Origin of the sequence: Fictibacillus terranigra (genome assembly GCF_030412265.1) — a bacterium.
GTDB classification, from domain to species: domain Bacteria; phylum Bacillota; class Bacilli; order Bacillales; family Fictibacillaceae; genus Fictibacillus_C; species Fictibacillus_C terrinigri.
In genome coordinates, this window is record NZ_JAUHLN010000002.1 from 207936 (window position 1) to 229819 (window position 21884).

At 45.5% G+C, this 21884-nt stretch carries 23 protein-coding genes and 1 other annotated feature; of the genes, 2 read left to right on the forward strand and 21 right to left on the reverse strand.

Going from position 1 to position 21884, the window contains the following annotated elements:
- Positions 1–50: 50 nt before the first annotated feature.
- From QYF49_RS08845 to QYF49_RS08885, 9 genes are all read right to left on the reverse strand, one after another.
- Positions 51–1298 (reverse strand): glutamate-5-semialdehyde dehydrogenase, encoded by a 1248-nt coding sequence (locus tag QYF49_RS08845; protein WP_290399257.1) that lies wholly within the window; start codon positions 1296–1298, stop codon positions 51–53.
- A complete protein-coding gene (proB, locus tag QYF49_RS08850) occupies positions 1295–2419 on the reverse strand; it encodes a glutamate 5-kinase (protein WP_290399258.1) in 1125 nt (374 codons plus the stop codon). The genes QYF49_RS08845 and proB overlap by 4 nt, the downstream gene beginning before the upstream one ends.
- A gap of 49 nt (positions 2420–2468) precedes the next feature.
- Positions 2469–2692 (reverse strand) — a binding site (T-box leader).
- Positions 2693–2758: 66 nt separating this feature from the next.
- Positions 2759–4033: an ammonium transporter gene (locus tag QYF49_RS08855; RefSeq protein WP_290399259.1), complete on the reverse strand. Its 1275-nt coding sequence runs from the start codon at positions 4031–4033 to the stop codon at positions 2759–2761.
- Positions 4030–4440 (reverse strand): hypothetical protein, encoded by a 411-nt coding sequence (locus tag QYF49_RS08860; protein ID WP_290399260.1) that lies wholly within the window; start codon positions 4438–4440, stop codon positions 4030–4032. Before QYF49_RS08860 ends, QYF49_RS08855 begins: the two co-directional genes overlap by 4 nt.
- A gap of 202 nt (positions 4441–4642) precedes the next feature.
- The gene (locus QYF49_RS08865) at positions 4643–5134 is read right to left on the reverse strand and encodes a DinB family protein (protein ID WP_290399261.1); all 492 of its coding nucleotides are present in this window, start codon (positions 5132–5134) and stop codon (positions 4643–4645) included.
- 61 nt (positions 5135–5195) lie between these two features.
- Positions 5196–6335 (reverse strand): stage II sporulation protein P, encoded by a 1140-nt coding sequence (locus QYF49_RS08870; RefSeq protein WP_290399262.1) that lies wholly within the window; start codon positions 6333–6335, stop codon positions 5196–5198.
- The gene (locus QYF49_RS08875; protein ID WP_290399263.1) at positions 6319–6501 is read right to left on the reverse strand and encodes a hypothetical protein; all 183 of its coding nucleotides are present in this window, start codon (positions 6499–6501) and stop codon (positions 6319–6321) included. Before QYF49_RS08875 ends, QYF49_RS08870 begins: the two co-directional genes overlap by 17 nt.
- 885 nt (positions 6502–7386) lie before the next feature.
- Positions 7387–7878: a DinB family protein gene (locus QYF49_RS08880; protein ID WP_290399264.1), complete on the reverse strand. Its 492-nt coding sequence runs from the start codon at positions 7876–7878 to the stop codon at positions 7387–7389.
- Positions 7879–7924: 46 nt separating this feature from the next.
- Entirely contained in the window at positions 7925–8077 is a 153-nt protein-coding gene (locus tag QYF49_RS08885; RefSeq protein WP_425589560.1) for an STAS domain-containing protein, read from the reverse strand.
- Positions 8078–8228: 151 nt separating this feature from the next.
- On the opposite strand from QYF49_RS08885, the gene QYF49_RS08890 reads away from it, so the two are divergent.
- Complete coding sequence (locus QYF49_RS08890; protein ID WP_290399265.1) at positions 8229–8744, forward strand: DoxX family membrane protein; 516 nt, start codon at positions 8229–8231, stop codon at positions 8742–8744.
- Between the two features lie 60 nt (positions 8745–8804).
- Here the strand turns inward: QYF49_RS08890 and QYF49_RS08895 are convergent, their stop codons facing one another.
- Positions 8805–9524 (reverse strand): YebC/PmpR family DNA-binding transcriptional regulator, encoded by a 720-nt coding sequence (locus QYF49_RS08895; protein WP_290399266.1) that lies wholly within the window; start codon positions 9522–9524, stop codon positions 8805–8807.
- Between the two features lie 121 nt (positions 9525–9645).
- Here QYF49_RS08895 and QYF49_RS08900 point away from each other — a divergent pair, with 121 nt between their 5' ends.
- Positions 9646–10767 (forward strand): NAD(P)/FAD-dependent oxidoreductase, encoded by a 1122-nt coding sequence (locus QYF49_RS08900; protein WP_290399267.1) that lies wholly within the window; start codon positions 9646–9648, stop codon positions 10765–10767.
- Between the two features lie 37 nt (positions 10768–10804).
- On the opposite strand, the gene QYF49_RS08905 is transcribed toward QYF49_RS08900, so the two are convergent.
- Genes QYF49_RS08905 through QYF49_RS08955 form a run of 11 tightly spaced genes read right to left on the reverse strand, consistent with a single transcriptional unit; the run spans position 10805 to position 21884 of the window.
- Positions 10805–11806, reverse strand: a complete 1002-nt coding sequence (locus QYF49_RS08905; RefSeq protein WP_290399268.1) for a phosphotriesterase family protein — start codon at positions 11804–11806, stop codon at positions 10805–10807.
- The gene (locus tag QYF49_RS08910) at positions 11803–13488 is read right to left on the reverse strand and encodes a long-chain fatty acid--CoA ligase (protein WP_290399269.1); all 1686 of its coding nucleotides are present in this window, start codon (positions 13486–13488) and stop codon (positions 11803–11805) included. Before QYF49_RS08910 ends, QYF49_RS08905 begins: the two co-directional genes overlap by 4 nt.
- A gap of 54 nt (positions 13489–13542) precedes the next feature.
- Positions 13543–14517 carry a quinone oxidoreductase family protein gene (locus tag QYF49_RS08915; RefSeq protein ID WP_290399270.1) on the reverse strand — a complete coding sequence of 325 codons (975 nt, stop codon included), beginning with the start codon at positions 14515–14517 and terminating at the stop codon, positions 13543–13545.
- A gap of 11 nt (positions 14518–14528) precedes the next feature.
- Entirely contained in the window at positions 14529–15308 is a 780-nt protein-coding gene (locus QYF49_RS08920) for an enoyl-CoA hydratase/isomerase family protein (protein ID WP_290399271.1), read from the reverse strand.
- A gap of 20 nt (positions 15309–15328) precedes the next feature.
- Positions 15329–16114: an SDR family NAD(P)-dependent oxidoreductase gene (locus QYF49_RS08925; protein ID WP_290399272.1), complete on the reverse strand. Its 786-nt coding sequence runs from the start codon at positions 16112–16114 to the stop codon at positions 15329–15331.
- Between the two features lie 12 nt (positions 16115–16126).
- Positions 16127–17902: an acyl-CoA dehydrogenase family protein gene (locus QYF49_RS08930; RefSeq protein ID WP_290399273.1), complete on the reverse strand. Its 1776-nt coding sequence runs from the start codon at positions 17900–17902 to the stop codon at positions 16127–16129.
- 20 nt (positions 17903–17922) lie between these two features.
- Positions 17923–18675 (reverse strand): 2-phosphosulfolactate phosphatase, encoded by a 753-nt coding sequence (locus QYF49_RS08935; protein ID WP_290399274.1) that lies wholly within the window; start codon positions 18673–18675, stop codon positions 17923–17925.
- Between the two features lie 9 nt (positions 18676–18684).
- Positions 18685–19743 (reverse strand): phosphotransferase family protein, encoded by a 1059-nt coding sequence (locus tag QYF49_RS08940; protein ID WP_290399275.1) that lies wholly within the window; start codon positions 19741–19743, stop codon positions 18685–18687.
- A 27-nt stretch (positions 19744–19770) separates the two neighbouring features.
- Positions 19771–20190, reverse strand: coding sequence for an acyl-CoA thioesterase (locus QYF49_RS08945; RefSeq protein WP_290399276.1), 420 nt, complete (start codon positions 20188–20190; stop codon positions 19771–19773).
- Positions 20191–20219: 29 nt separating this feature from the next.
- Positions 20220–20999, reverse strand: coding sequence for an enoyl-CoA hydratase (locus QYF49_RS08950; protein WP_290399277.1), 780 nt, complete (start codon positions 20997–20999; stop codon positions 20220–20222).
- A complete protein-coding gene (locus QYF49_RS08955) occupies positions 21000–21884 on the reverse strand; it encodes a 3-hydroxyacyl-CoA dehydrogenase family protein (protein ID WP_290399278.1) in 885 nt (294 codons plus the stop codon). It abuts the gene before it with no gap.

Sequence of the window (21884 nt, forward strand, 5' to 3'; positions counted from 1 at the left end):
TATACCCTTGGAAAGCCAAAGAACAACAAACGAAGAATTTTGTGTTCCTCTTACTCTCGTATTTGTCCCTTTCCTTTAATGATATATTTACTTGAGCTTAAGGCGGGTAACCCCATAGGCCCCCGTGCGTGAAGCTTTTGTGTACTGATGCCGATCTCAGCGCCAAATCCGAATTCGAAACCATCCGTGAATCTGGTTGAGGCGTTATGATAAAGAGCAGCAGCATCAACCAATTGAAAAAAGGATCTTACATTCTCTTCGGATTCTGTGATAATGGCTTCGGAATGCTTGGAACCGTATTGGTTGATATGCTCAATGGCTTCCGTTGTGCCTCGAACGGTTTTTATCGCTAAAATATAATTTAAGTATTCGGTTTGCCAGTCTTCCTCAGTCGCAAGGAACAGAGATGGAAAGAGCTCGTGAATGTTCTGGTCCACTCGCAGCTCGACCCCTCTCTCAATGAGGATTTCCACCAGCTCCTTGATGTGTTCTTTTGCCCAGGCTTCTTCCACAAGTACCGTTTCTATTGAATTGCAAACCGAAGGGCGCTGTGTTTTGGCGTTGAGAACAATGTCGATCGCCATTTGTGGATCTGCACTTTCATCGATAAACACGTGGCAGTTCCCTGCACCTGTTTCTAGAACAGGGACAGAAGCATGCTCCACGACCGCTTGGATTAATGCCTTGCCGCCCCGGGGAATCAAAACATCAAGATACTCATTCAGTTTAAACAACTGTGCCGCTGTGTCGCGGCTCGTATCTTCGATTAATTGAACAGAATCCGTTGGGAGGTCACTTTTCTCCAGTGCCTTGTGGATAACAGAGACTAACGCTTTGTTTGAATGGATAGCGGATGAACTCCCTCTAAGCAGGACTGCGTTTCCCGTCTTTAAGCAAAGACTGGAGGCATCGACTGTTACATTGGGCCTTGCTTCATAAATCATCCCGATGACTCCTAGAGGTACAGTTACCTTTTCAATCATGAGTCCATTGGGACGTTTCAATGTTTCCAGCACGTTTCCTGTTGGATCCGGTAAAAAGGTTAGTTGTTCGAGTGCTTCAGCCATGTCTTTAATCCTTTGTTCATTAAGTATCAGACGGTCAACTAAGGAATCGTGTAAACCGGCAGCCTGGGCATGCTCGATATCTCTTTTATTTTCCTGCAAGATATAAGGTGTGTCTTGGATCAACTGGTCCGCAATAAACTGTAACGCCTGATTTTTTTGTGAAATACTCTTCGTGATGAGATCAGTGACCGCTCTTTTTGCTTTTTTCGCTTTGGTTATTAATTCACTCATACCATTCTCTCCTTTATCATGGACAACCATCTGTTGCGATGAACAACTTCAGGATGCATATTATTTGTCTTTTCCATTGCTTCCTGACTCGTTAATCCCTTAACCATTTGTAAGTCTTCAGAAGAGTATTGAACTTGGCCTTTACCAATGACCTCCTGAGCGGAATTGATGATCTCTACAACATCGCCGGAAGAAAAAACGCCTTTGATATCCAGGATTCCTGCAGGAAGCAAACTTTTTCCTTCATGCTGGATGGCCGTAGCTGCTCCTTCGTCAATTTCTATCACTCCGCTGATGGGAGAATGAAAAGCCATCCATTGTTTTTGTGTTTTTAATGCGGTTGCAGGGGAGTTACCGATATACGTGCCGTCCCCATTCCCATCTAAAATATCAAGCAGTTTTTCCTTGTTTGATCCTGTACCCACAAAGATGTTTACCCCTAAAGACAGAGCGGTTCTTGCAGCCAGGAGTTTTGATTTCATGCCTCCTGTACCAAATTTAGATGCTGATGCCATGTTCGTCATCCGGATATGGTCATCTGTGATCTCGGATAGAAAATCATATCGATGCGCTGTTGGAACGGTTCGCGGATCTTGATCATACAGTCCATTGATATCCGTTAATATCATCAAAAAATCTGCATGTACGAGGCCGCTCACAAGGGCAGAGAGCATATCATTGTCTCCAAAGGTCAATTCATCGATTGCGACGGAATCGTTCTCGTTGATGATTGGCAATACGGACCGTTTCAACAGTTCGGATAACGTGGCATAGGCGTTGCTGTACTGCGCTTTTTTATAAAAATCACTTCGGGTTAAGAGCAGTTGGGCCACTATGATCCCATGCTTTTTAAATCCTTCACTGTAGGCTTGAATCAGCAAACCCTGTCCCACAGCGGCGGCGGCTTGTTTGCCTGCGGTTGTCACCGGACGAGTGGGATAGCCTAAATCGGTAAACCCGGCTGACACCGCTCCAGAGGAAATCAAAATCACTTCATGACCCCTTTTTCTTAATTCTGCGATTGCGGTGACATGTTCGGTAAGTTTACTCTTGCTCAGCCCTCCGTTCTTGTTTGTGAGTGAACTGCTTCCTATTTTAACTACAATCCTTTTCTTGCTCATGCATCCACCGCTCCTTCCGATTCATTAAAAAAGACCCTTCCCATCCTTCGAAAAGGACGGAAAGAGTCTGTTATCCGCGGTACCACCTTTATTAGCATCATTATAAACAATGAAGCTCTCTTAACTCCCATAACGCGGGAAACGGTTAGGTTATTCGCCTAACAGCTCAAGGGGTAGGTTCAATCATTTTAGTACGGTGGAATCTTTCAGCCTGATGAATTCCACTCTCTTTCGCCTAGTTACAGATTTACTGGCCCCTATTAACGCACTCATTAATTTTTAAGAATTATTATGCAGTATTATATTCAAAAATGTCAAGAAAATTCAGCTTTTTTATCATCAATCATCCTCATTTTGATGAAGATAATCACTTTCGTACCTGATGAACTCCTGCTCTTGAAAAGCAGCTACCATACCATGGTAACTAATATCTAATCCAACCGTTTCCTCTTCTTCAGTTGAACGAACAGGTATCCATAATTGAATGAATTTCAGGCCGACCCATGTTAGAACAAAACCCCAAGCGCACAAGACAAGAAGTCCTAAAAGCTGAACGCCTAATAAATGCCAGCTCCCAGTCGTGATCAGTCCTTTATCAGCAGCAAATAATCCTACTGCCAGGGTTCCCCATATGCCAGAAACGGCATGGACGGGAAACGCGCCTACGGGATCATCGATTCTTTTTACCTCTAACCAGTAAGTGGCGAACAGCATCAATAACCCGGATACCGCTCCAATAAGGATAGCGAAGGGATCACTGACAAAAGCGCACCCTGCTGTGATGCCGACCAAACCGGCTAATGATCCATTAATGACCGAAGGCGCATCAGAGCGCTTATAACGAAATAGTGTATAAAGCATGGTCGCGGCACCGCCTGAGGCTGCAGACAGCATTGTTACAATGGCGATATGGCCAATTCTTGCGTCAGTGGCACTTAATGTACTTCCTGCATTAAAACCAAACCACCCAAACCAAAGTAAGAAGGCACCTACAGATGCTAAAGGAAGATTACTCGGCAGGGAGACGGTACTTACTCCTTGAGGAGTGAATTTCCCTTTTCGAGGACCGATAAATATAGCTGCTGCCAAAGCAGAAAATCCACCCAATGCATGAATTACTGCGGAACCGGCAAAATCCTGCATTCCGAGTTTTCCTAGCCATCCTCCGCCCCATACCCAATGTCCTGCAACAGGGTAAATAAAAATGGTCATGATGACGGCATAAAGGATATAGGCACGAAAATTAATTCGCTCAGCTACAGCGCCAGATACGATCGAAATGACGGCAATAACAAAGGCAGCTTGGAATAGCCAAAAGGTATCTATAGAAATTAAAAATTTCAAATGTGATAGGTCGCCTTGTATCAAGAAACCATTCGTACCGATCAATCCCAAGAAATCTTTTCCATACATTAAGCCAAACCCGATGAGATAAAAGCAAAGGGTACCGATTGTTATATCTGCAAATACCTTCATAATGATATTCACATTATTCTTATGTCTTACAAAACCCGCTTCTAATAAAGCAAAACCGCCCTCCATGAGAATAATCATAGCTGCAGTTAAAACAACCCATATGGTATCGACTCCAGTATTAAGTGTGTGAATGGTCATGTGGCATTCCCCATTTTCCTGTACATATTGATTTCTCTGATCATCTCACCAGATAAGGTAATTTCATTTCTTGATGTTTCTTCGTTAAGGATGTGAATGGAATGATCCAGCTCAAAAATGCTTTGTTTTATCTTGTCTATTTGATGAAGCGGCTCTTTTACATGTGCAATGTATTCAACGGCTTGATGATGGCTTGGTGAACGGCCAGTAAATAATTTTCGAAATGGGGATAGTGATTGATAGAACGTTTCTTCGGCGTTTTTCTTTTGGATGTATTTATTTATCTTATTTTTAATACGCTCGATTTCTTGTTGTTTTTTCGTTCTAATGAATTGCAGCATCTTTAACAGTTCTGCAGGTGAAATATGAATGCTAATATTTTGATGGACTTCATCGCGAACTAACATGTAAATACCCCTTACAATTCAATGTTATATTTTCTGACATTATATCGATAAGTTTTCTATACGTCAATCCTAGAACGGAAAAATTCATTAGATGATTCTTAAAATTATTATTATTTTTAATACGGTACGTGAAATTTTCGCTTCAGCCTGTGCCCTTGAAAAAAGAGCATTCGATTTTACTCGAAAGCTCCAGCTTACCCTATTAATCTCCAACTCCAAGTACATCGGTGTTTGCTGGTTCGTAACCCATCTGTCTGGCCATCGACATGATCTGGCCTTTATGATGAAACTCATGGGTTACCACATGGAGCAGCAGCTGTGCCGCTGTAATGGAAATCGTGTCTCCGTTTTCCCGCCAAGGGATTCTGCGTATGATGGGATCGTTCATTTGCTTCTCTTGCCTTTTCAAAACTTCATCAACATAGGCATCAGCCAGTACAAATCTCTGTTTGATCTCTTTCAAACTCACCTTGGAAATGTTTTCTTTTCGTGTCAGCGGTGTTTTTGTAAGCAATAAAACATAGGACCCGATCCAGGCATGATAGCAGTCTGCCGCATGAATCAGGGTGTCACGTATGCTTTGGAACCCGAACCCATCTATATTTCTTGTGAGATCGTCTGGGTGAAGCTCTTTACAAAAGTTCAAGACGATTTCTCTCGTCTCTTTAACCCATTCATATTCAATTTTATTCATATTTCTATCCTCCTTCATTAACATTAAAAAAGAGCTGCGGAAACAGCTCTTTTTTAATATTCTAATTCGCATCTCCATTTACCTTTTCTGCCTGCCAATAGTAGCTGCTGAATACATCTGCAAAAGCATCGGCAGTTCTGTATAGTTCGCGGAAATCGTTATCAATTCCACCCATTTCAATCAGCATGGCGTTGTTCGAGAGATCCTGATTATAGATGCCGTTGCCTTGGGATTTATTTTTAATAATGACCCCCCTGCTGAGATGAGGATATTGTTTGTTCACCAGCCTGTTCAGTTCTTCTGCGATCTGCAGGTTCTTCTCAAAAGACGGATGTTCTCTTCCCACGATAAAACATAACCGCGCATAGGGCTGGTTCTTAATAGTGATCGTGGTCATTTTCCTCGGCTGGGAGTCGCGATGGATGTCGATCAGGTAGGAGAGATTCCGGTCTTGTGAGATGGCATGCTGGACCGTTTCTCTGGAAAGTGCATACGCTCGATTCGTGCTCCACTTTCGGGCGTTCAGCCTTTCCCCTACGTTTGTCGTGTCATGGTCTACACCAATTCCTCTGCTCTCCAGATCCTGTTTTAACCGGTCGCCTACCGCAATGATATTGGTCTTCGGATTGGAACTAGTGAATTTTCCTCCTTGCAGAATCGGCCGGAATGATTCATAGCTGTGTGAATGGTAGATATAAACGACTTCGCCTTTCGTTTTTAGTTTCGGCGGTGGAATATTCTCCTGTGGCTTATCGATATCGACATTCTTTTTATTCGGTTCGTTCGGTTTTAAAATCTCTTGAAGCGGCAATGTTGGTTCGATCGGAAGGGTAGAATAGGTTGTCCCTTTTCCGGCGATATAAATTTCCGAATCATAGATCGCAAAGCCCGGCAGTTCTGTTCCGATCAGACTTCGAGGGTCCCCTGGCCTCAGGTTGGTCATGAGCTGCAGCATAATGGAAGAAGCAGCGGGGGGCTTGCTTTCTTTTGGCAGGACTTGAGTATAATAAGGGTTTTCTGAACCAATGGCATAAACTAGCGCCTCAGTCGTAAAGTTATTGAACCACTTCTTGACCAGTGAGGATGAAACATCGAATTTAATCTCTGAAGATGAGATAAATCCTGCAACAAAGAAAAGCAGGATGCTCAGGAGAGAAACTTTGATCCCCGTTGAGAACAATCTATTATTGCTGTCTCTCATCCCATTCCTCCTCCTCTTTAAGATCAACCGCAATATAAGCTAAACAAACCATGATGAGTCCGGTTATCAAGAAGCCGACTGTATATAGCGAGGGCAGATAAAGATAACTGAACCCTGTCGTGGAGATCATGATAAGAAGCCAGAAGTACACCGCTTGAAGTCTCATAGAATTCACCTTCTTCCGTCCGTTTCTAGTAAACAATATTCAATCTGAGAGATTTTATTCTAAAAAAGATGGAAGAAAGTACAAAAAACAGCTCTTTTGACAGAGCTGTTTTTGTAAAGTCTGTTTTCGTAGACCAAATGCCAATTGTGTTTTTGAGGTTTGGTTTCTCACAAAAATTACTCATGGGCGGCAATTTAAAGTGTTGCAGGTAAGAAACCCGAGCTTAGCTGTGGCAGGAGGTGATCCTTGCGACAGAAAAGAATCAAGCGATATTGAAATCTGTTTGCTCATACAAAAGAGAGTGGAAAGGCAGCCAGATTAAAGCAGGACAAAAAATTTCCAAAAGAATTAAAGGTTAACTTTGATATATTTTTACAACGTTACCTTGTCTCGCAAGGAAAAGCATTCCAGGAATGGCCAGAGTTAACGTTTACGAAACAAAAGAAGACGAAACGGAATAAAAAGAAGTGTGTGCAACTAAGGCTTCTCTACCTTTATCACAGGTGGTTTTGGAGGCGGTAACAATTTAGGTATAGGTGCTGGCTTATCGTTCTTTACTTCCTTCTTTGCCACGTTAGAACCTTGTTTTTCTTCAGCATTCTTGTTTACCATAGAATTTCCACAGCCAGCCAATAACACTGTTAAAACACTAGGACAATGAATCCCTTACGCACAATAGAACCTCCCTTCTCCTACGAGACATCTTTTCCTTTTGTCGTTAATGATTTAATCATTGCTTTAATCCAATCAATAAATGAGTACGATAATTATAAATCTTTTATATTTTGTTTTAAGCAATGTCTTTTTGAAATTAATTCTGTTCAAAAAAAAGAACTCAATTATGAGTTCTTTAAGCATCTTCTTTTAATTAATATCTGTAGCCATTTATGTTCTGTTACGTACGAAATGAGGTTCGATGAGATCCGTATCCGGCGGGGTATAGCCAAGTTGTCTGCCTATTTTTACGATCTGTCCTTTATGGTGAAACTCATGGGTGATGGTGTGCGTAAATAGCCATAAAGGGGTTGTTTCCATGCTGCCGACCTTCAAGGAAACTTCAATGGGGTGATCCCACTTGCCATGAAATTCATTCAGAAATTCATGAACTATGGCGTCGGTTTTCCTAAAAACCTCGCGCATTTCCTGTACATCGTTAACGGACTCCGGTTGTAAGTGATGAATTGGCTTTCCGAGAGCACGAATCCCCAACCATGTCCAATAACAATCCGCTACATGAGCATGCAGACTGCGAATTGAATCACCGCCAAAGGAATCAAGATCTTTAACATAATCTGCAGGTAATAACGCTTCACAGTAATTAAATAATGATTCCCTCGTTCGTTGTATGCAATCATACTGGCTTACGAATACATCCATGCTTACTCTCCTCCCTTTTTCTGCCTCCTTTATTTTTTTCGATACTTTATTCTCTAAATGCAGATGAAATCCTTTGAAATTTAATTATTGCGATGCCGATCAAGGATGAAATCTCTTTCAGCTGAAAGAGCTGCTGAGCGGCTATGGTGTCAACGATGGGAACCCCGGATAAATCAATAAACAACTGGGTGATTTTCATCCATACATTTTTCCGGACAGAAATATCACTTCTTTGACTGGTTCTTTTTAACTGCAACTTTTTACAGGAATAAAACTATTTTCACATTGACCGGGGTCGGATCGAATGTGATAATGATAATCGTTATCATTTAAAGTGAAGGAGGAACTTCATGTTCATTCAATGGTTAAGAGAAAATCGTATAGCCTCTTTTTTGCTTACCGTGATTCGATTGTATCTGGGAGTTAAGTGGATTCAGGCAGGATGGGAAAAAATCAGCAGCGGCCATTTTGATGCCAGTGGTTTTATGATGGGAGCTATTAAACAGGTCTCTGGTGCCCATCCAGCTGTTCAGCCTTGGTGGGGTGATTTTTTACGAGAATTCGCTTTGCCGAATGCCGGGATCTTTAATGTCCTGATACCATGGGGCGAATTTTTGGTAGGACTTGGGCTGTTGTTAGGCATGTTTACGAGCTTGGCTGTATTCATGGGCCTAACGATGAACTTTGCATATCTCTTCTCAGGCACCACCTCTGTCAACCCGCAGATGGTCTTAGTCGGTATGATTGTTCTCGCTTCAGGCGCCAATGCCGGGAGAATCGGTCTTGATCACTGGGTAAGGACTTATCTGGAAATCAAATTCAGGAAGAAGGAAGCTTCTGCTGCTCCATTATCCCACAGTGCGTAATAGAATAAAAAATACATGATAAAAAGCAGACCATCGAATTCGAAGGTCTGCATTCTCTGTTTATTCACTGAGATCTACGTTATGGTATACCTGCTGTACGTCTTCCAAGTCTTCAATCGCATCGATCATCTTTTCAAATTGAGCCTTTGCATCCTCAGGAAGTGACAGATCGTTTTGTGCAAGCATTGTTAGTTCAGCAACTGTAAAATCAGTGATGCCGGCGTTCTTGAACGCCTCTTGGACGGCGTGAAATTGGTCAGGCTCCGCATACACGATAACAGAACCATCTTCTTCAATGATATCGCGAGCGTCTACATCCGCTTCCATAAGAATTTCCAGTACTTCGTCCTCTGTTTTGTCCTCGATGCCGAATACTGCTGTGGCATCAAACATGTATGCTACTGAACCGGACACACCCATGTTTCCGCCGTTTTTAGTAAAAGCTGCACGGACATCTGCAGCGGTGCGGTTCACGTTATTGGTCAATGCATCTACTATCACCATTGATCCGTTCGGTCCGAATCCTTCGTAACGGAGTTCATCGTACGTTTCGTCCGATCCGCCCTTTGCTTTCTCTATTGCCCGGTCGATGATGGTTTTTGGAACACTGTATGTTTTCGCCCGTTCAAGAACGACCTTCAATGCCTGGTTCGATTCAGGATCGGGTTCCCCCTGCTTTGCAGCCACGTAAATCTCGCGTCCGAATTTAGCGTAGATCCGGCTCGTGTTGGCATCTTTTGACGCTTTTTTCTCTTTAATATTGTTCCACTTACGTCCCATTATGTTTCCACTCTCTTTCAACATCATTTTCATTTCTTATTATACATAAAAAGGACTTATTTCTCTATTCTGCGATTCGGTTATAATAGATGAGGACGATGAAGTAAAGGATGCTGAAAAAATGCAAAGATATATTATTATTGGAGCGGGGATCCTCGGCGCTTCTGCTGCTTATCTTTTAAGTAAAAGGGGTGCCGATGTCATTCTTGCCGACCGGAAAGATCAAGGGCAAGCCACCGATGCAGCAGCAGGCATTATTTGTCCCTGGCTGTCACAGCGCAGGAATAAAGCATGGTATGCCCTGGCGAAAAATGGCGCAGCTTTTTATCCGAGTTTAATCGAGCAATTAGAAGCTGATGGCGAAACTGAAACAGGTTATGCCCGGGTAGGTGCCCTCAGCCTGCATCATGAACCTGAAAAGCTGAAAAAAATGGAAGAGCGGGCATTAAAGCGAAAAAAAGAAGCCCCCGAAATGGGAGAAATTAAAATCCTCAGCCCTGAGGAAACACGCGCCCGGTTTCCTGCTCTAAAAGATGATGTTGGAGCCGTTCATGTAAGCGGCGCCGCACGTGTCGATGGTCGTGCTCTTCGTGATGCTTTACTAAGAGGAGCCAAAAAAAACGGAGCGGTCTTGCTGCAAGAAGATGCCTCCCTCTTATTCAGCGAAAAAAAGGTGACGGGGATAAAAGCAGGCAGTGAAACCTTTGATGCCGATAAGGTTATCGTATGTGCGGGGGCTTGGGCGAACGAACTGTTCGCGCCCTTAAATATCCGTATGAACGTAACTTATCAAAAAGCGCAGATCGTACATCTTCAGCTTCCTGACGCCGATACCCGCTCGTGGCCGGTGGTTATGCCGCCAAGTGATCAGTACGTTCTGGCGTTCAAAAGCGGCCGGATCGTAATTGGAGCCACTCATGAAAACGATCCGGACGGCTATGATCACCGCATAACTGCAGGAGGCCTGCAGGAAGTGTTTGCTAAAGGACTCAATACGGCCCCTGGTCTTTCCGGAGCTTCTTTTACCGAAGCTAGGGCTGGTTTCCGTCCTTTCACTCCTGGCTTTCTCCCGGTGATCGGCAAATTGCCGGACTGGGAAGGCCTGCTGTTTGCCAATGGGCTCGGTGCTTCCGGATTAACGATGGGTCCGTTTATCGGAGAGCAGCTTGCTAAACTGGCCTTGGGAATGGAACTGGATATAGATCTATCCCTCTATCCGGTTGAGGAAGCCATCCAATCCTAACAAAAAAAGCAGCGGATATCCGCTGCTTTTTGCATGCTCAAGAGTTGACTTTCGCGGCCATACCGCTGAAAAGACCTTGGGCATTCTTATTAAACATCTTTTCCAATTGCTGGCCGGTTACTCCTCTTTCCTTTAAAGCCGGCAGGATGTTGAGAAAAAGGTGAGACGGTGTCCAGTTCTCAATGATCGCGGCAAGCTGGTCCGGCAACACCGGCGGTCTCCCTAGCCAAATATTCACCGTATCATGAGACAGCAAAATCTGATTTTCATAGCCGTCATCGAGCAAGGCGATTAGCGTATCGATCCGTTCCTGATCAAATGGGGCTCCTACCAGCCCTTGCAGTCCGAATCGGTCAAAGCCAATGCGCACTCCTTGGTCCAAGACTTTCTTATGATAAGACGGGTCCGTATTGCCGCACATGTGTCCGATAATAATATTTGCGGGATCAGCACCATGGTCAAGAAGAAGCTTTGCCTGCTCAGGGCCCATCGTTCCTTCTTGTGTATGCGTTAGGATGACGATCCCTGTTTTTTGCTGAACGCTGGCTGCTGCCCGGAAAAACATGGCTTCATAATCGGTGATCTCGTCCTTGCTGGATGCCACTTTAATAATCCCTGGTTTTATACCCGTTCCCGCAATGCCTTCTGTGATCTCGGCCAGAAACATTTCATAAATGTCCTGTTCAGCACTTCCGAGTGCCTGTCTGAATTTATAATAAGGGGTTGCTCCTTCTCCTTCATAATAAAACCCTGTGGCGCAAATGATCTGAAGTCCGGTGGCTTCTGAGACCTTTTTTAAAAAAAGAGGGTTCCGTCCGCATTCATTCGGGGTGGGATCTACGACGGTATCTACTCCATGGGATGCCATCACCTGGGCAATCTCTACAGCTTCCTTAAGCGCTGCTTCCTCATTAAAGCTTCCAAGCGTAACATCGCCTTGAAAGCCGGGATAGCCGAATATAAAATGCTCATGGATCAGTGTCTTACCAAGCTGATTTGCAGAGATAGGGCCAGTTACTGTTTCTACAATTGAACTCATCGCCCGGACACCGCCTCATTTTTCAATTTTTCTTCTTCCTGAAGCTTTCTCCACAATATTTTTCCGCTTGCCGTCGTAGGGAACGACTCTCTGAATTCAATTTGCCTCGGGTATTTATATGCCGCCATCCGCTCTTTCGCCCATTCGATGATCTCTTTTTCTGATACCCTGCCGCGATCGGTATCATTTAAAATAATAAAAGCTTTAACTGATTCACCCCGTTTTGGATCGGGAATGCCGACGACACAGGCCTGTTGTACAGCCGGGTGGCTGTAGAGAAGCGATTCAATTTCAGTCGGCCAAACTTTAAAGCCTGAAGCATTGATCATCCGCTTGACGCGGTCGACCATAAAATAATAACCGTCATCGTCAAATCTGCCGATATCCCCTGTCCGAAAAAAGGCTTTGCCGTCCCTTTCAAAGAAAGACTGCTGTGTTTCTTCTGGACGGTTGTAGTAGCCCTGGAACACTTGCGGTCCGGAAACGACAATTTCACCGGCTTCTCCCACTCCCAGTTCCTTTAGGGTGACGGGATCCACTATTCTTGCATCAACATCAAAGGAAGGTATACCGAGGCATTGCAGCTTTGGCCGGTCTGGCGGGTTAAAATGGGTATGAGAGATCGTCTCTGAAAGGCCGTATCCTTCGACAAACTTTAACCCAAGCACTTGGTAAAGCTTTTCCCCGACTGCTTCCGGCAATGCCGCTCCGCCTCCAGCTATGCTTGTTAAGGACGAAAGATCATAATCACAGAGGTGAGGATTGGCCAGGAAATCGATGACCATCGTACTGATATTCACCCAATGAGTGACCTGATAAGACTGGATCGCTTCAGCTGCCGCGTTCCGATTCCAACGCGTCAGCATCACCATCGCAGAACCGGAAAAAATCGGTGCATGCATGCTATGGAGCATGCCGGTCACATGGAAAAGAGGGAGCGTGGTGAGATGAACGCTGTCGGAAGTAGCATTCATCCAGTTCACCGCGCTGACAACATTCGCCTGAATCGTCCTGTTCGTATGAACGCAGCCCTTTGGCAGACCGGTCGTGCCGGAAGTATACGGCAAGCAAACAATATCTCCAGCTTCTCCTCTGTAGGCAGAGGGCTGATAGCCTGCCTTGAGAGCATTCCTCCACAAATGATGGTGTTCTCCTTCAAACCGTTCGCTTTCCTCTTTTACCGTCTCTGGAAGATTCTTGCCGGTTCCTTCTGAAGGAAGGTAGTCAGAATACGCAGCGATGAGAAGGTTTTTCAGACAGGCTGCCGTTAGAAGCGGGCTGATTGAATCATATAACTCCTGCCCGATCACGGCTGATTCAATTTCACAATCTTTAATATAAAATTCCAGGTCATGTTCCGTGTTCATAGGATTAATGGGTACGACAACTGCCCTTGCTCTCATGATGGCATAGAAGGCAATAAAATACTGAGGTGAATTTTGCATAAAAAGCATCACGCGGTCACCGGCTTTTACCTTCAGCTCACTTTCCATATAGCCTGATAGAAGATCGACTTCACGGAGGAGCTCCTCATATGTATAAGAAGCCCCGTAGTAGATCAGCGCTGTTTTTTGGGGATACCTTCTCGCGGAAACAAGGAGATTATCGTAGAGTGTTGTGTCTGGTACCGTCAGTGTTTTACTGACCCGCTTTGGCCAAAAAGGATAATGGCGAGTATTCACAGCTTTCCCCTCCTGATAGTTGATCGAAAATGGGATCTGCATGCTATTTTGTGATTATGGCTTTAAGAGCAGCTTACCTTTAGTTTTTCTTGATTGCAGCAGGTCGTGAACCTGTGCCGCTTCTTGTAATGGGAATACATCACCAATGGTCAGCTTCAGGCTTCCTTGAGACAGATAGGTGAACAGTTCTTGCAGGCTCGGCTTTAACAAGTCCGGTCTTCTCATGATCTGCGGAAGGAAGAAACCGATAACCGACTGATTTTTCCCCATGAGATTTGAAGGATAAAACTTGCTTGGCTCACCGCTTGCGACGCCATAGATCACGAGTCTGCCGAAAACAGCGAGACATTTCATCGTTTTATGAAAGACTTCTCCCCCAGCCATCTCAAGAGCGACATCCACTCCTTTTCCGTCTGTCGCTTCAAGGACCTGTTTTTCCCAGTCTTCTTCCGTATAATTGACGGCAACATCAGCACCCAGCTGCCGTGCGAGCTCGAGTTTGTCCTCGGAACTTGCTGTGGCAATAACCTTTCCGGCTCCAAAAAGCCTTGCAAGCTGGACAGCGATTGTTCCGACTCCTCCGCCTGCTGCATGGACAAGAACGGTTTCTCCTTCCTGCATTCGCCCCATCGTCTTCAGGATATGGTAGGCGCTTAACCCTTGCAGGGGCAAGGCGGCTGCCTGCTGGAAATCAAGATGATCCTCAAGAGGAATAATCAATCTTCCGTCGGCCAATGCGTATTCTGCGTAGCCTCCCGACTCGATCAAGGTAACTACCCTTGTACCAGGTTTTATATGAGAGGCTTTTTCACCGGTTTCAACGACGGTTCCTGCCACTTCTGCACCAGGAACAAAGGGCAAAGGAGTGGGAACGACATATCGGCCTTCTCTGCGTGCAGTATCTGCATAGTTCACGCCAACCGCATGAATTTCAATCAGCACTTCATGGCCTTTTGGAACCGGTTTGTCGATTTCTACATTTTCAAGGACCTGCGGGCCTCCGTATTCTTTAAATCGTACAGCTCTCATTTATTATCCTCCTATTTGCCGGTAAACACGGGCAGTCTTTTTTCTTTAAAAGCGGAAATGCCTTCTTGGTGATCTTCAGTCGAAATCATGAGTGCCTGGTTTAGACGTTCCTGCTCAAGCATCTCTTCAAGAGTAGATTGATAGGAAGCATCGATGAGCTTTTTCATTTGTCCAAACGCTGCAACGGGACCGTTAGCGAGTTTCGCAGCGAGACTGTACACTTCATCCTCTAGCCTCTCAAGTGGCGTCAAATAATTGATGACTCCTAATTGGTAAAGTCTTTCTGCTGAGATCGGCTCGGCGCTGAAAAAGAACTGCTTTGCAAGGTGAGGGCCGATAAGCTTCGGAAGGAAATAGGAGCCTCCGCCATCGGAGATCAGGCCGACCTGAGAAAAACTTAGGGCAAACTTGCTGTCTTCCGCTGCAACGATAAGATCACACGCCATCGCAAGGTTAAAGCCGGCGCCTGCAGCAAACCCATGGACGGCTGCTATAATCGGAATCTCCGTTTCCTTCATCGCGAGGATACATCGGTTAAGTTTCCCGATATGCTCATATACATCGTTGGGACTGGCCTGCCCCATCGTCTTCACATCGCCGCCTGCACTGAAGGAGCGGCCGGCTCCTTTGAGCACGATGACTTTAATGTCGTCCCTTGTCTGAGCTTCCAGGCACGCTTCTGCCAAACCGTTAATCATTTCTTGGCTGAAGGAATTTAAACTTTCTGGACGGTTCAAGGTTAGAATCATAATAGGACCCTCGAATTCTACTAAAAGATGATCTTGATTCATTTTTTCTCCTCCTTCATTGATTACATGATTAGCCAGCCGCCATCTGCCAGCACATCAGATCCTGTCATATAAGAGGCGTCGCTGGATGCCAGAAAAGCAATAATATTCGCGATCTCCTCCGGTTTGCCCACTCTTTTCAATGCCGTGTTCTTCTCGATAGCTTTGACAAATTGTTCATTCTCAAGGCCTGCTTGGGTAAGAGGTGTTTCGATAAAACCGGGAGAAACAGAGTTTGCCCGGATGCCAAATGGAGACAGTTCAAGCGCAAGCGCTCTTGTAAAATTAATGACCCCCGCCTTAGCGGCACTGTAATGCGGGATAAGCGCACCTGCCTGATGCCCGGACAGTGAAGCCACATTGACAATAGCTCTGTTCTTCCGATTTGGGTTTGCGGCTTCTTTTTTAGAGCCGTCTGCCATAATGTTTCCAAGAATGCGGGAAACGAGAAACACGCTCTTTAAATTTGCGCTCTGAACCTGATCCCATTCACTGGCTGCTGTCTCCATGATTCTCGTCTGGGAGCTGCCTCCCGCATTATTGATCAGAACATGCAGATCACCGAATTGCTGATGGACATGTTCTGCCAACTGTTCAACTTCTTTTTCACTTGTTACGTCTGCAGCAAAGGTTTCGGGTCGAGGAGCGCCTGTTATCCTGCTGATCTCGACGGCCGTGTTTTCAAGCTTGGATCGGGTTCGTCCTACCAAGATGACCTGTGCCCCTTCTTTAGCCAGTTTTATGGCAGCAGCTTGTCCGATTCCGCTTCCGGCTCCAGTAATCATTGCAATCGATTGTGAGAATTTCATGATCCTTCTCCTTTAGCAAACAAAGGCATTTGCTTCATATTGTTTCTCTGCGATCATCCGGTTTCTTGAAGCCCTCCTGCCAAATTGATGACAGCGGTTACAAGATTGATGGATTAGCATGTTGAGCTGATTTCTTTTCTCTCCCCCTGTCAGCTCATGTACAAGCTTTCGTGACAGCATTTCAGCTTCCCACAGGCTGTCTTCTAATACTGTATGGGTAAGGGCTGTTTTGAGAGTTGCCTTTTCCATCCCGTATTTCTTGACAGCTTTTATAGTACGGAAAACAGCAGATTCAGCTGCATAAAGCGTGATGGCTAAATCCGCGAGAGCCATCAGTGCCTCCTGTTCCTGAATCAGTCCTTCACCAAATGCTTCATAGGCCAAGCCCGCAGAGAAAAGAAACAGATGGCGTATGGTTTCTACTGCGTGTAATTCTGCACCCATAAGAGATGTGCCTTGTTCAGCCTCCTGCTGCAAGGATTGTATCGCACCATGGATGGATGATTGAAGGTCGATCTCACCTTTTATTGCTTTCCTGAAAAGGTGGGTTGGTATGAGCAGCCGGTTAATTTCGTTCGTACCTTCAAAAATACGGTTGATCCTTGAGTCTCGGTACATCTGTTCTATCCCGTATTCTTTTATGAATCCTGCGCCTCCATGCAGCTGAAGCGCTTCATCCGCGACATAATCCAACGTTTCCGATCCATAGACTTTACAGATCGCACATTCTGCAGAGTATTCACTCATGCGTTTTCCGACGGTTTGTAAATCTGAAGACTCATCAAGATCATGAAGAGCATCTTCAAGCAGGCTCGCGGTCCGGTATTGCAGCGATTCTGCCGCATACAGGCGGGCAGCCATTCTGGCGATTTTCTCTTTCGTTGCGGGGAAGTCTGCGATCCGCTGCTTGAATTGCATGCGATCCTGAATGAACTGCACTGCTTTCTGATGTCCGAATTTAGCAGCTCCCATCGTGGCCGATCCAAGATTAAACCGTCCCAGGTTCAGAACATTAAGGGCAATCACATGTCCTTTACCGATTTCTCCAAGAAGGTTTTCTGCCGGGACAAGGCAATCTTCTAATATGACCGATCGGGTCGACGAACCTTTGATTCCCATTTTGTTCTCTTCGGGTCCGAGGGACAAGCCGGGAAAATCCTTTTCGACGATGAACGCTGTAAACTTGGTGCCGTCCACTTTGGCATACACAATAAAAGTGTCGGAGAATACGGCGTTTGTAATATAGATCTTTGTGCCGTTTAAGATATAATGGGTTCCTTCTTCGTTTAGCACTGCAGTTGTTTGGGCTGCCAGTGCATCCGAACCGGCGTTCGGTTCCGTAAGACAATACGCGCCGATGTAATCACCAGAAGCCATTTTTGGAAGATACCTCTTCTTTTGATCAGGCGTGCCGAAATACGTGATGGGAAGTGTAGCGATGCATGTGTGATTGGAGTGCGCCACTCCGTATCCGCTCGAAGGGCCAATCATCTCCCCAACGATTCCCTTGCTGATCTTATCAAGGCCAAGCCCGCCGTATCGTTCTGGAATGCTGTGAGCCAAAAGGCCAAGATCCCCCGCTTTTTTTAATAGGGCAACAATGCAGTCAAAATCCTGGTTTTCGATGCTTTCACGAAAAGGGTAGACTTCCTTTTCAATAAATTGGCGTGCCGTTGTCTTAATCATGACGTGTTCCTCAGTAAAATCCTCAGGGGTAAACAAGTGTTCCTCATCCAGGTTTGAGAATAAAAATTCAGAGCCTTTCACTCTCGTTCCGGTATTTTCCACGCAATGCCCCTCCATTCTGGTTATGTTTGTTTCTGCATATGATCTCGTGCAATCGTAGCTTTCCCGTCTTCCAACACGGCAACAACGGGAGCAGCATCTTCCGTTGAGGCATATTGCAAATCGCTGTACAAGCCGTGTCTGGCAAATAAATGACCAACATAGGATGACTCAAGAAGCTCACGTCCCATTTGCTGGTTGCCTTTGTACAAATAATAGGCCGTTCGGGCAGCATCACTCAGCTGCAGAGACACATCAGCCAGTTCGATTAAAGAAGTGATAAGATGCCCCGCTCCATATACATCTTCCAGGCTGACTTCTCCAGAATTACCGGAGCAGATGATAACGATTGTGCTTCCCTGCTGGTGCTTCAGCAGAGCCTTGGCCGTTTCTTTATTGTTAAGCAAGGAAGAAATATATACTTTTTGTGCACCTTCCGTATTTCGGAGGGCCACTGTGCCGTTCGTCGTGGATAAGATGAGTGTTTTTCCCTGGACTTGGCCGCTCAGCAATAAAGGGCTCGGATATAGAAATCCGGTAATAGGCTTCGCGTGGAGCTCTCCCGCCAGTATGCAACCTCCCTTTTGATACATTTTTGATAACTCCCGCGCCTCGTTGTGGTCTTTCACAGGAATAACACCTTTTGCTCCTTGATACAACGCAGATACGATGGCCGTGGTGGCCAGCAAGACATCAAGCACGACGGCAACCTTGCTATTTTCAGCCATCTTTTCCGGTAGAATCTCTTCCTTCTTCAAAAGCAAATGGACTTTCATCTATTCACCTCATCGTCCGAAAGCGGTATGCGAGGCGTGCACAATTAAGCTTTTGACAAAGCTGTTGAACTGAGAAAAACGAGGATCCTGAGTTTGTCCTTTTTTATACCGGTAATAGATCTGTTGGCAGATCACCGCCAGTTTGAAATAGGCAAATGTTAAATAAAAGTTGATCAAGCTGACGTCTCTTCCGCTTTTTTTGGCGTATTCCTCTATAAATTGGTTTCTTGTATAAAAGCCTTCCATCGTGGTAACTGGCGGTTTTCCCAATCCCGTTTTCAAAAGATCGGGGTCATCGGCTTCAATCCAGTACCCCATCGCAACCCCGAGATCGGCCAGCGGGTCCCCGACCGTACTCATCTCCCAGTCAAACAGACCGGTCATGGTGTTTAAGCGGTGGTCAAACATGCTGTTATTCAGCTTGTAATCGTAATGAATCATGGAGGCGGTTTCATTTTTAGGGATATGGACGGAAAGCCATGTGGTCAAATGCTTTACTTCCGCAATATCGTCGGTTTTCGAACGATCATATCTCGAAATCCATCCCTGAACTTGCCGTTCCATGAACCCATCAGGCCTGCTGATTTCGGATAATCCCGTTTTTTTGTAGTCAATTGCATGCAGCCTGACGAGCTGATTCACCATCTCGCTGGAAATCTGGCGGCATAAATCCTGAGTAACCTCGGTTCCTTCTGGAAAAGAGGTATCAACAACGATTCCATGTTTCCTCTCCATTAAAAAGAACGGACTTCCAACCACTTCTTCCCCTTTAGAAAAAAGGAGAGGCTTTGGAGCCGGCGGGAACATTTCATGAATCTCAGACAGAATACGGAATTCCCGCTCCATATCGTGGGCTTTAGGCGCTACGGGTCCAAGCGGAGGCTTTCGCAGAACAGCTTCCCATTCCCCTATTTTGACTTGATACGTCAAATTGGAATGTCCGCCTGAAAACTGCAGGACTTCAAGCGGCTCTTCCGGCAATTCATGAATGGAATGCCTGAGGAAACGCTCCAGCGCATCAAGGTCAAGTTCTTCTCCCTGGCGAACGGCTATCGTATCCTTACTCATATCTTCCTCCTCCCCACTCAATTAATCTCAAGTTTCTGACTCTTGAGGCTGCAATATTTGATTTCTTTCCAAAGCGTCCCGCAGAAAGTCTGGAATATTCGCGGTTTGCTGTTTTTTAAAATCAAAATATACAATAACAGCATTTCCTCTCGCAACTAATTCTTCTGTTTCTTCTTTATAGATTTCATGCACTAACGTAAAGCTTTTGGTGCCTATTTTACATACACCGGTACGCACCAGCAGTCTATCGTTAAAATATCCTTGTGCCATAAAGTCACATTTTGTGGAAGCTAGAATAAAGCTCCATTCGTTCGTGTTCATATCCAGTCCAAGCGATTCAAAGCACCGGATCCTCGCTTCCTCAAGATAAATAAAATAACTCGTGTTGTTGATGTGGCCCAGGGCATCCGTTTCACAGAAGCGGACGGTCAGTTCAATTTCATGCATATTTACTCTCCCTTTCTGCCTCTTACCGATCAACGGTGCTGAAAGGCCGGTTTTCTTTTTTCGAAAAATGCCTGAACGCCTTCTTTGATATCTTCCGTTTGGAACACTTCCTGAAACAGGGACGCTTCTACTTCAATGCCTTCGTTTAATGATTTGTTCAGGCCTTCATCCACAGATTGTTTGATTCTGGAAAGCGCCTGAAGCGAATGGCGGGTGATCTTACTGGCCAGCAGTTTGGCGCTTGCCAGTCCTTCTCCGGTTGGGACCACTTGGTTGACCAGTCCGATTCGTTCGGCGGCAGCGGCTGTAATCGGCTCACCGGTAAACATCATTTCTTTTGCTTTCGCTTCCCCTATTAAGCGAGGAAGACGCTGTGTCCCGCCCCCTCCAGGAAACAATCCGAGAGTGACTTCAGGCAGTCCGATCCGGCTCTGTTCCTCTGCTATCCTCAAATCGCATGAAAGGGCAAGCTCACAGCCGCCTCCAAGAGTCAAACCGTTCAATACAGCGATGGTCGGTTTTGGAAAGGAATCAATGCGGTTCAGGATATAGTGAACCTCCATCACTTGCGCTTTCATGTCAGGGTTTCCCATCATCTCCGGAAACTCCTTAATGTCAGCCCCGGCGACGAATGCTTTTTTTCCCGCTCCTGTTAGGACGACGGCTACGGTATCTCGGTCATTCTCGAGCTCCATGAACGTATCATCCAGCTCCTGGAATACAGACCTGCTCAATACGTTCAGCGGCGGATTGTTAATCGTAATAACAGCGAGCTGATTTTGTTTGACCACTTCAAGATATTTTCCCATTTATTGTTTCACTCCTTCAGTTTCATAGTTGTACCAGCCTTTGCCCGTCTTTCTCCCTAGATGCCCTTGCTTTACCTTCTCTTCAATACAAGCAAACGGTTTGTCTTCTGGATCACCGGTCTCTTTATAGCGCTGTTCCATAACAAAGTAGCCGACATCAATACCGGATAAATCCATCAGTTCAAACGGGCCGATCGGGTGGTTCAATGCTTTTCGGCAGATGATATCAATATCTCTAAAGTCAGCGATGCCCTGTTCATACAGGTAAACAGCTTCTTTTTGAAGTGCGCCTAATATGCGGTTGGCAATGAACCCGGATATCTCTTTTTTGAGCAGAACGGCAGTACGATTGATCCGTTTGGAGATCTCCATGGTCAGACGCGCCGTTTCTTCAGAGGTCTTGTCGCTCATCACTACTTCCACACAATCCATCACGAGCGGGGGGAAGAAGAAATGCATGTTGACTACCTTATCCGCACGGCTTGTCTCTGAAGCAACTAAACTATTGACGATGGTGGAGCTGTTTGTCGCAAAAATGGTGTGCTCTGGCGCTAGCTGATCAAGCTTCGAAAATACTTCCCGCTTTACATCCAATTTTTCTACAACAGCCTCAATGACAAAATCAGTATTTCTGACCGCATCCTCAAAGCTGGTCGTAAAACGCAGCTTTTGAAATGCTGCTTCTTTCTCATCGGCAGAAAGCCTTCCTTTAGACACCCATTTGTCCATAATTGCATGGAGTTTGTCCTGCGCAGCAGCAAGGGCCTGTTCCTGGACGTCCTGTATGATGGTTCCAAATCCGCCAAGCGCACAAAGCATGGCGATCTGGTGTCCCATCTGCCCTGCACCTAGTACTGTAATCTGCCGTACCTCTTCTGCTTTCAT

Coding starts and splice junctions, on each gene's coding strand:
- QYF49_RS08845 (WP_290399257.1), bottom strand. CDS start 1,298: ATGAGTGAATTAATAACCAAAGCGAAAAAAGCAAAAAGAGCGGTCACT.
- proB (WP_290399258.1), bottom strand. CDS start 2,419: ATGAGCAAGAAAAGGATTGTAGTTAAAATAGGAAGCAGTTCACTCACA.
- QYF49_RS08855 (WP_290399259.1), bottom strand. CDS start 4,033: ATGACCATTCACACACTTAATACTGGAGTCGATACCATATGGGTTGTT.
- QYF49_RS08860 (WP_290399260.1), bottom strand. CDS start 4,440: ATGTTAGTTCGCGATGAAGTCCATCAAAATATTAGCATTCATATTTCA.
- QYF49_RS08865 (WP_290399261.1), bottom strand. CDS start 5,134: ATGAATAAAATTGAATATGAATGGGTTAAAGAGACGAGAGAAATCGTC.
- QYF49_RS08870 (WP_290399262.1), bottom strand. CDS start 6,335: ATGAGAGACAGCAATAATAGATTGTTCTCAACGGGGATCAAAGTTTCT.
- QYF49_RS08875 (WP_290399263.1), bottom strand. CDS start 6,501: ATGAGACTTCAAGCGGTGTACTTCTGGCTTCTTATCATGATCTCCACG.
- QYF49_RS08880 (WP_290399264.1), bottom strand. CDS start 7,878: ATGGATGTATTCGTAAGCCAGTATGATTGCATACAACGAACGAGGGAA.
- QYF49_RS08885 (WP_425589560.1), bottom strand. CDS start 8,077: ATGAAAATCACCCAGTTGTTTATTGATTTATCCGGGGTTCCCATCGTT.
- QYF49_RS08890 (WP_290399265.1), top strand. CDS start 8,229: ATGTTCATTCAATGGTTAAGAGAAAATCGTATAGCCTCTTTTTTGCTT.
- QYF49_RS08895 (WP_290399266.1), bottom strand. CDS start 9,524: ATGGGACGTAAGTGGAACAATATTAAAGAGAAAAAAGCGTCAAAAGAT.
- QYF49_RS08900 (WP_290399267.1), top strand. CDS start 9,646: ATGCAAAGATATATTATTATTGGAGCGGGGATCCTCGGCGCTTCTGCT.
- QYF49_RS08905 (WP_290399268.1), bottom strand. CDS start 11,806: ATGAGTTCAATTGTAGAAACAGTAACTGGCCCTATCTCTGCAAATCAG.
- QYF49_RS08915 (WP_290399270.1), bottom strand. CDS start 14,517: ATGAGAGCTGTACGATTTAAAGAATACGGAGGCCCGCAGGTCCTTGAA.
- QYF49_RS08920 (WP_290399271.1), bottom strand. CDS start 15,308: ATGAATCAAGATCATCTTTTAGTAGAATTCGAGGGTCCTATTATGATT.
- QYF49_RS08925 (WP_290399272.1), bottom strand. CDS start 16,114: ATGAAATTCTCACAATCGATTGCAATGATTACTGGAGCCGGAAGCGGA.
- QYF49_RS08935 (WP_290399274.1), bottom strand. CDS start 18,675: ATGAAAGTCCATTTGCTTTTGAAGAAGGAAGAGATTCTACCGGAAAAG.
- QYF49_RS08940 (WP_290399275.1), bottom strand. CDS start 19,743: ATGAGTAAGGATACGATAGCCGTTCGCCAGGGAGAAGAACTTGACCTT.
- QYF49_RS08945 (WP_290399276.1), bottom strand. CDS start 20,190: ATGCATGAAATTGAACTGACCGTCCGCTTCTGTGAAACGGATGCCCTG.
- QYF49_RS08950 (WP_290399277.1), bottom strand. CDS start 20,999: ATGGGAAAATATCTTGAAGTGGTCAAACAAAATCAGCTCGCTGTTATT.
- QYF49_RS08955 (WP_290399278.1), bottom strand. CDS start 21,884: ATGAAAGCAGAAGAGGTACGGCAGATTACAGTACTAGGTGCAGGGCAG.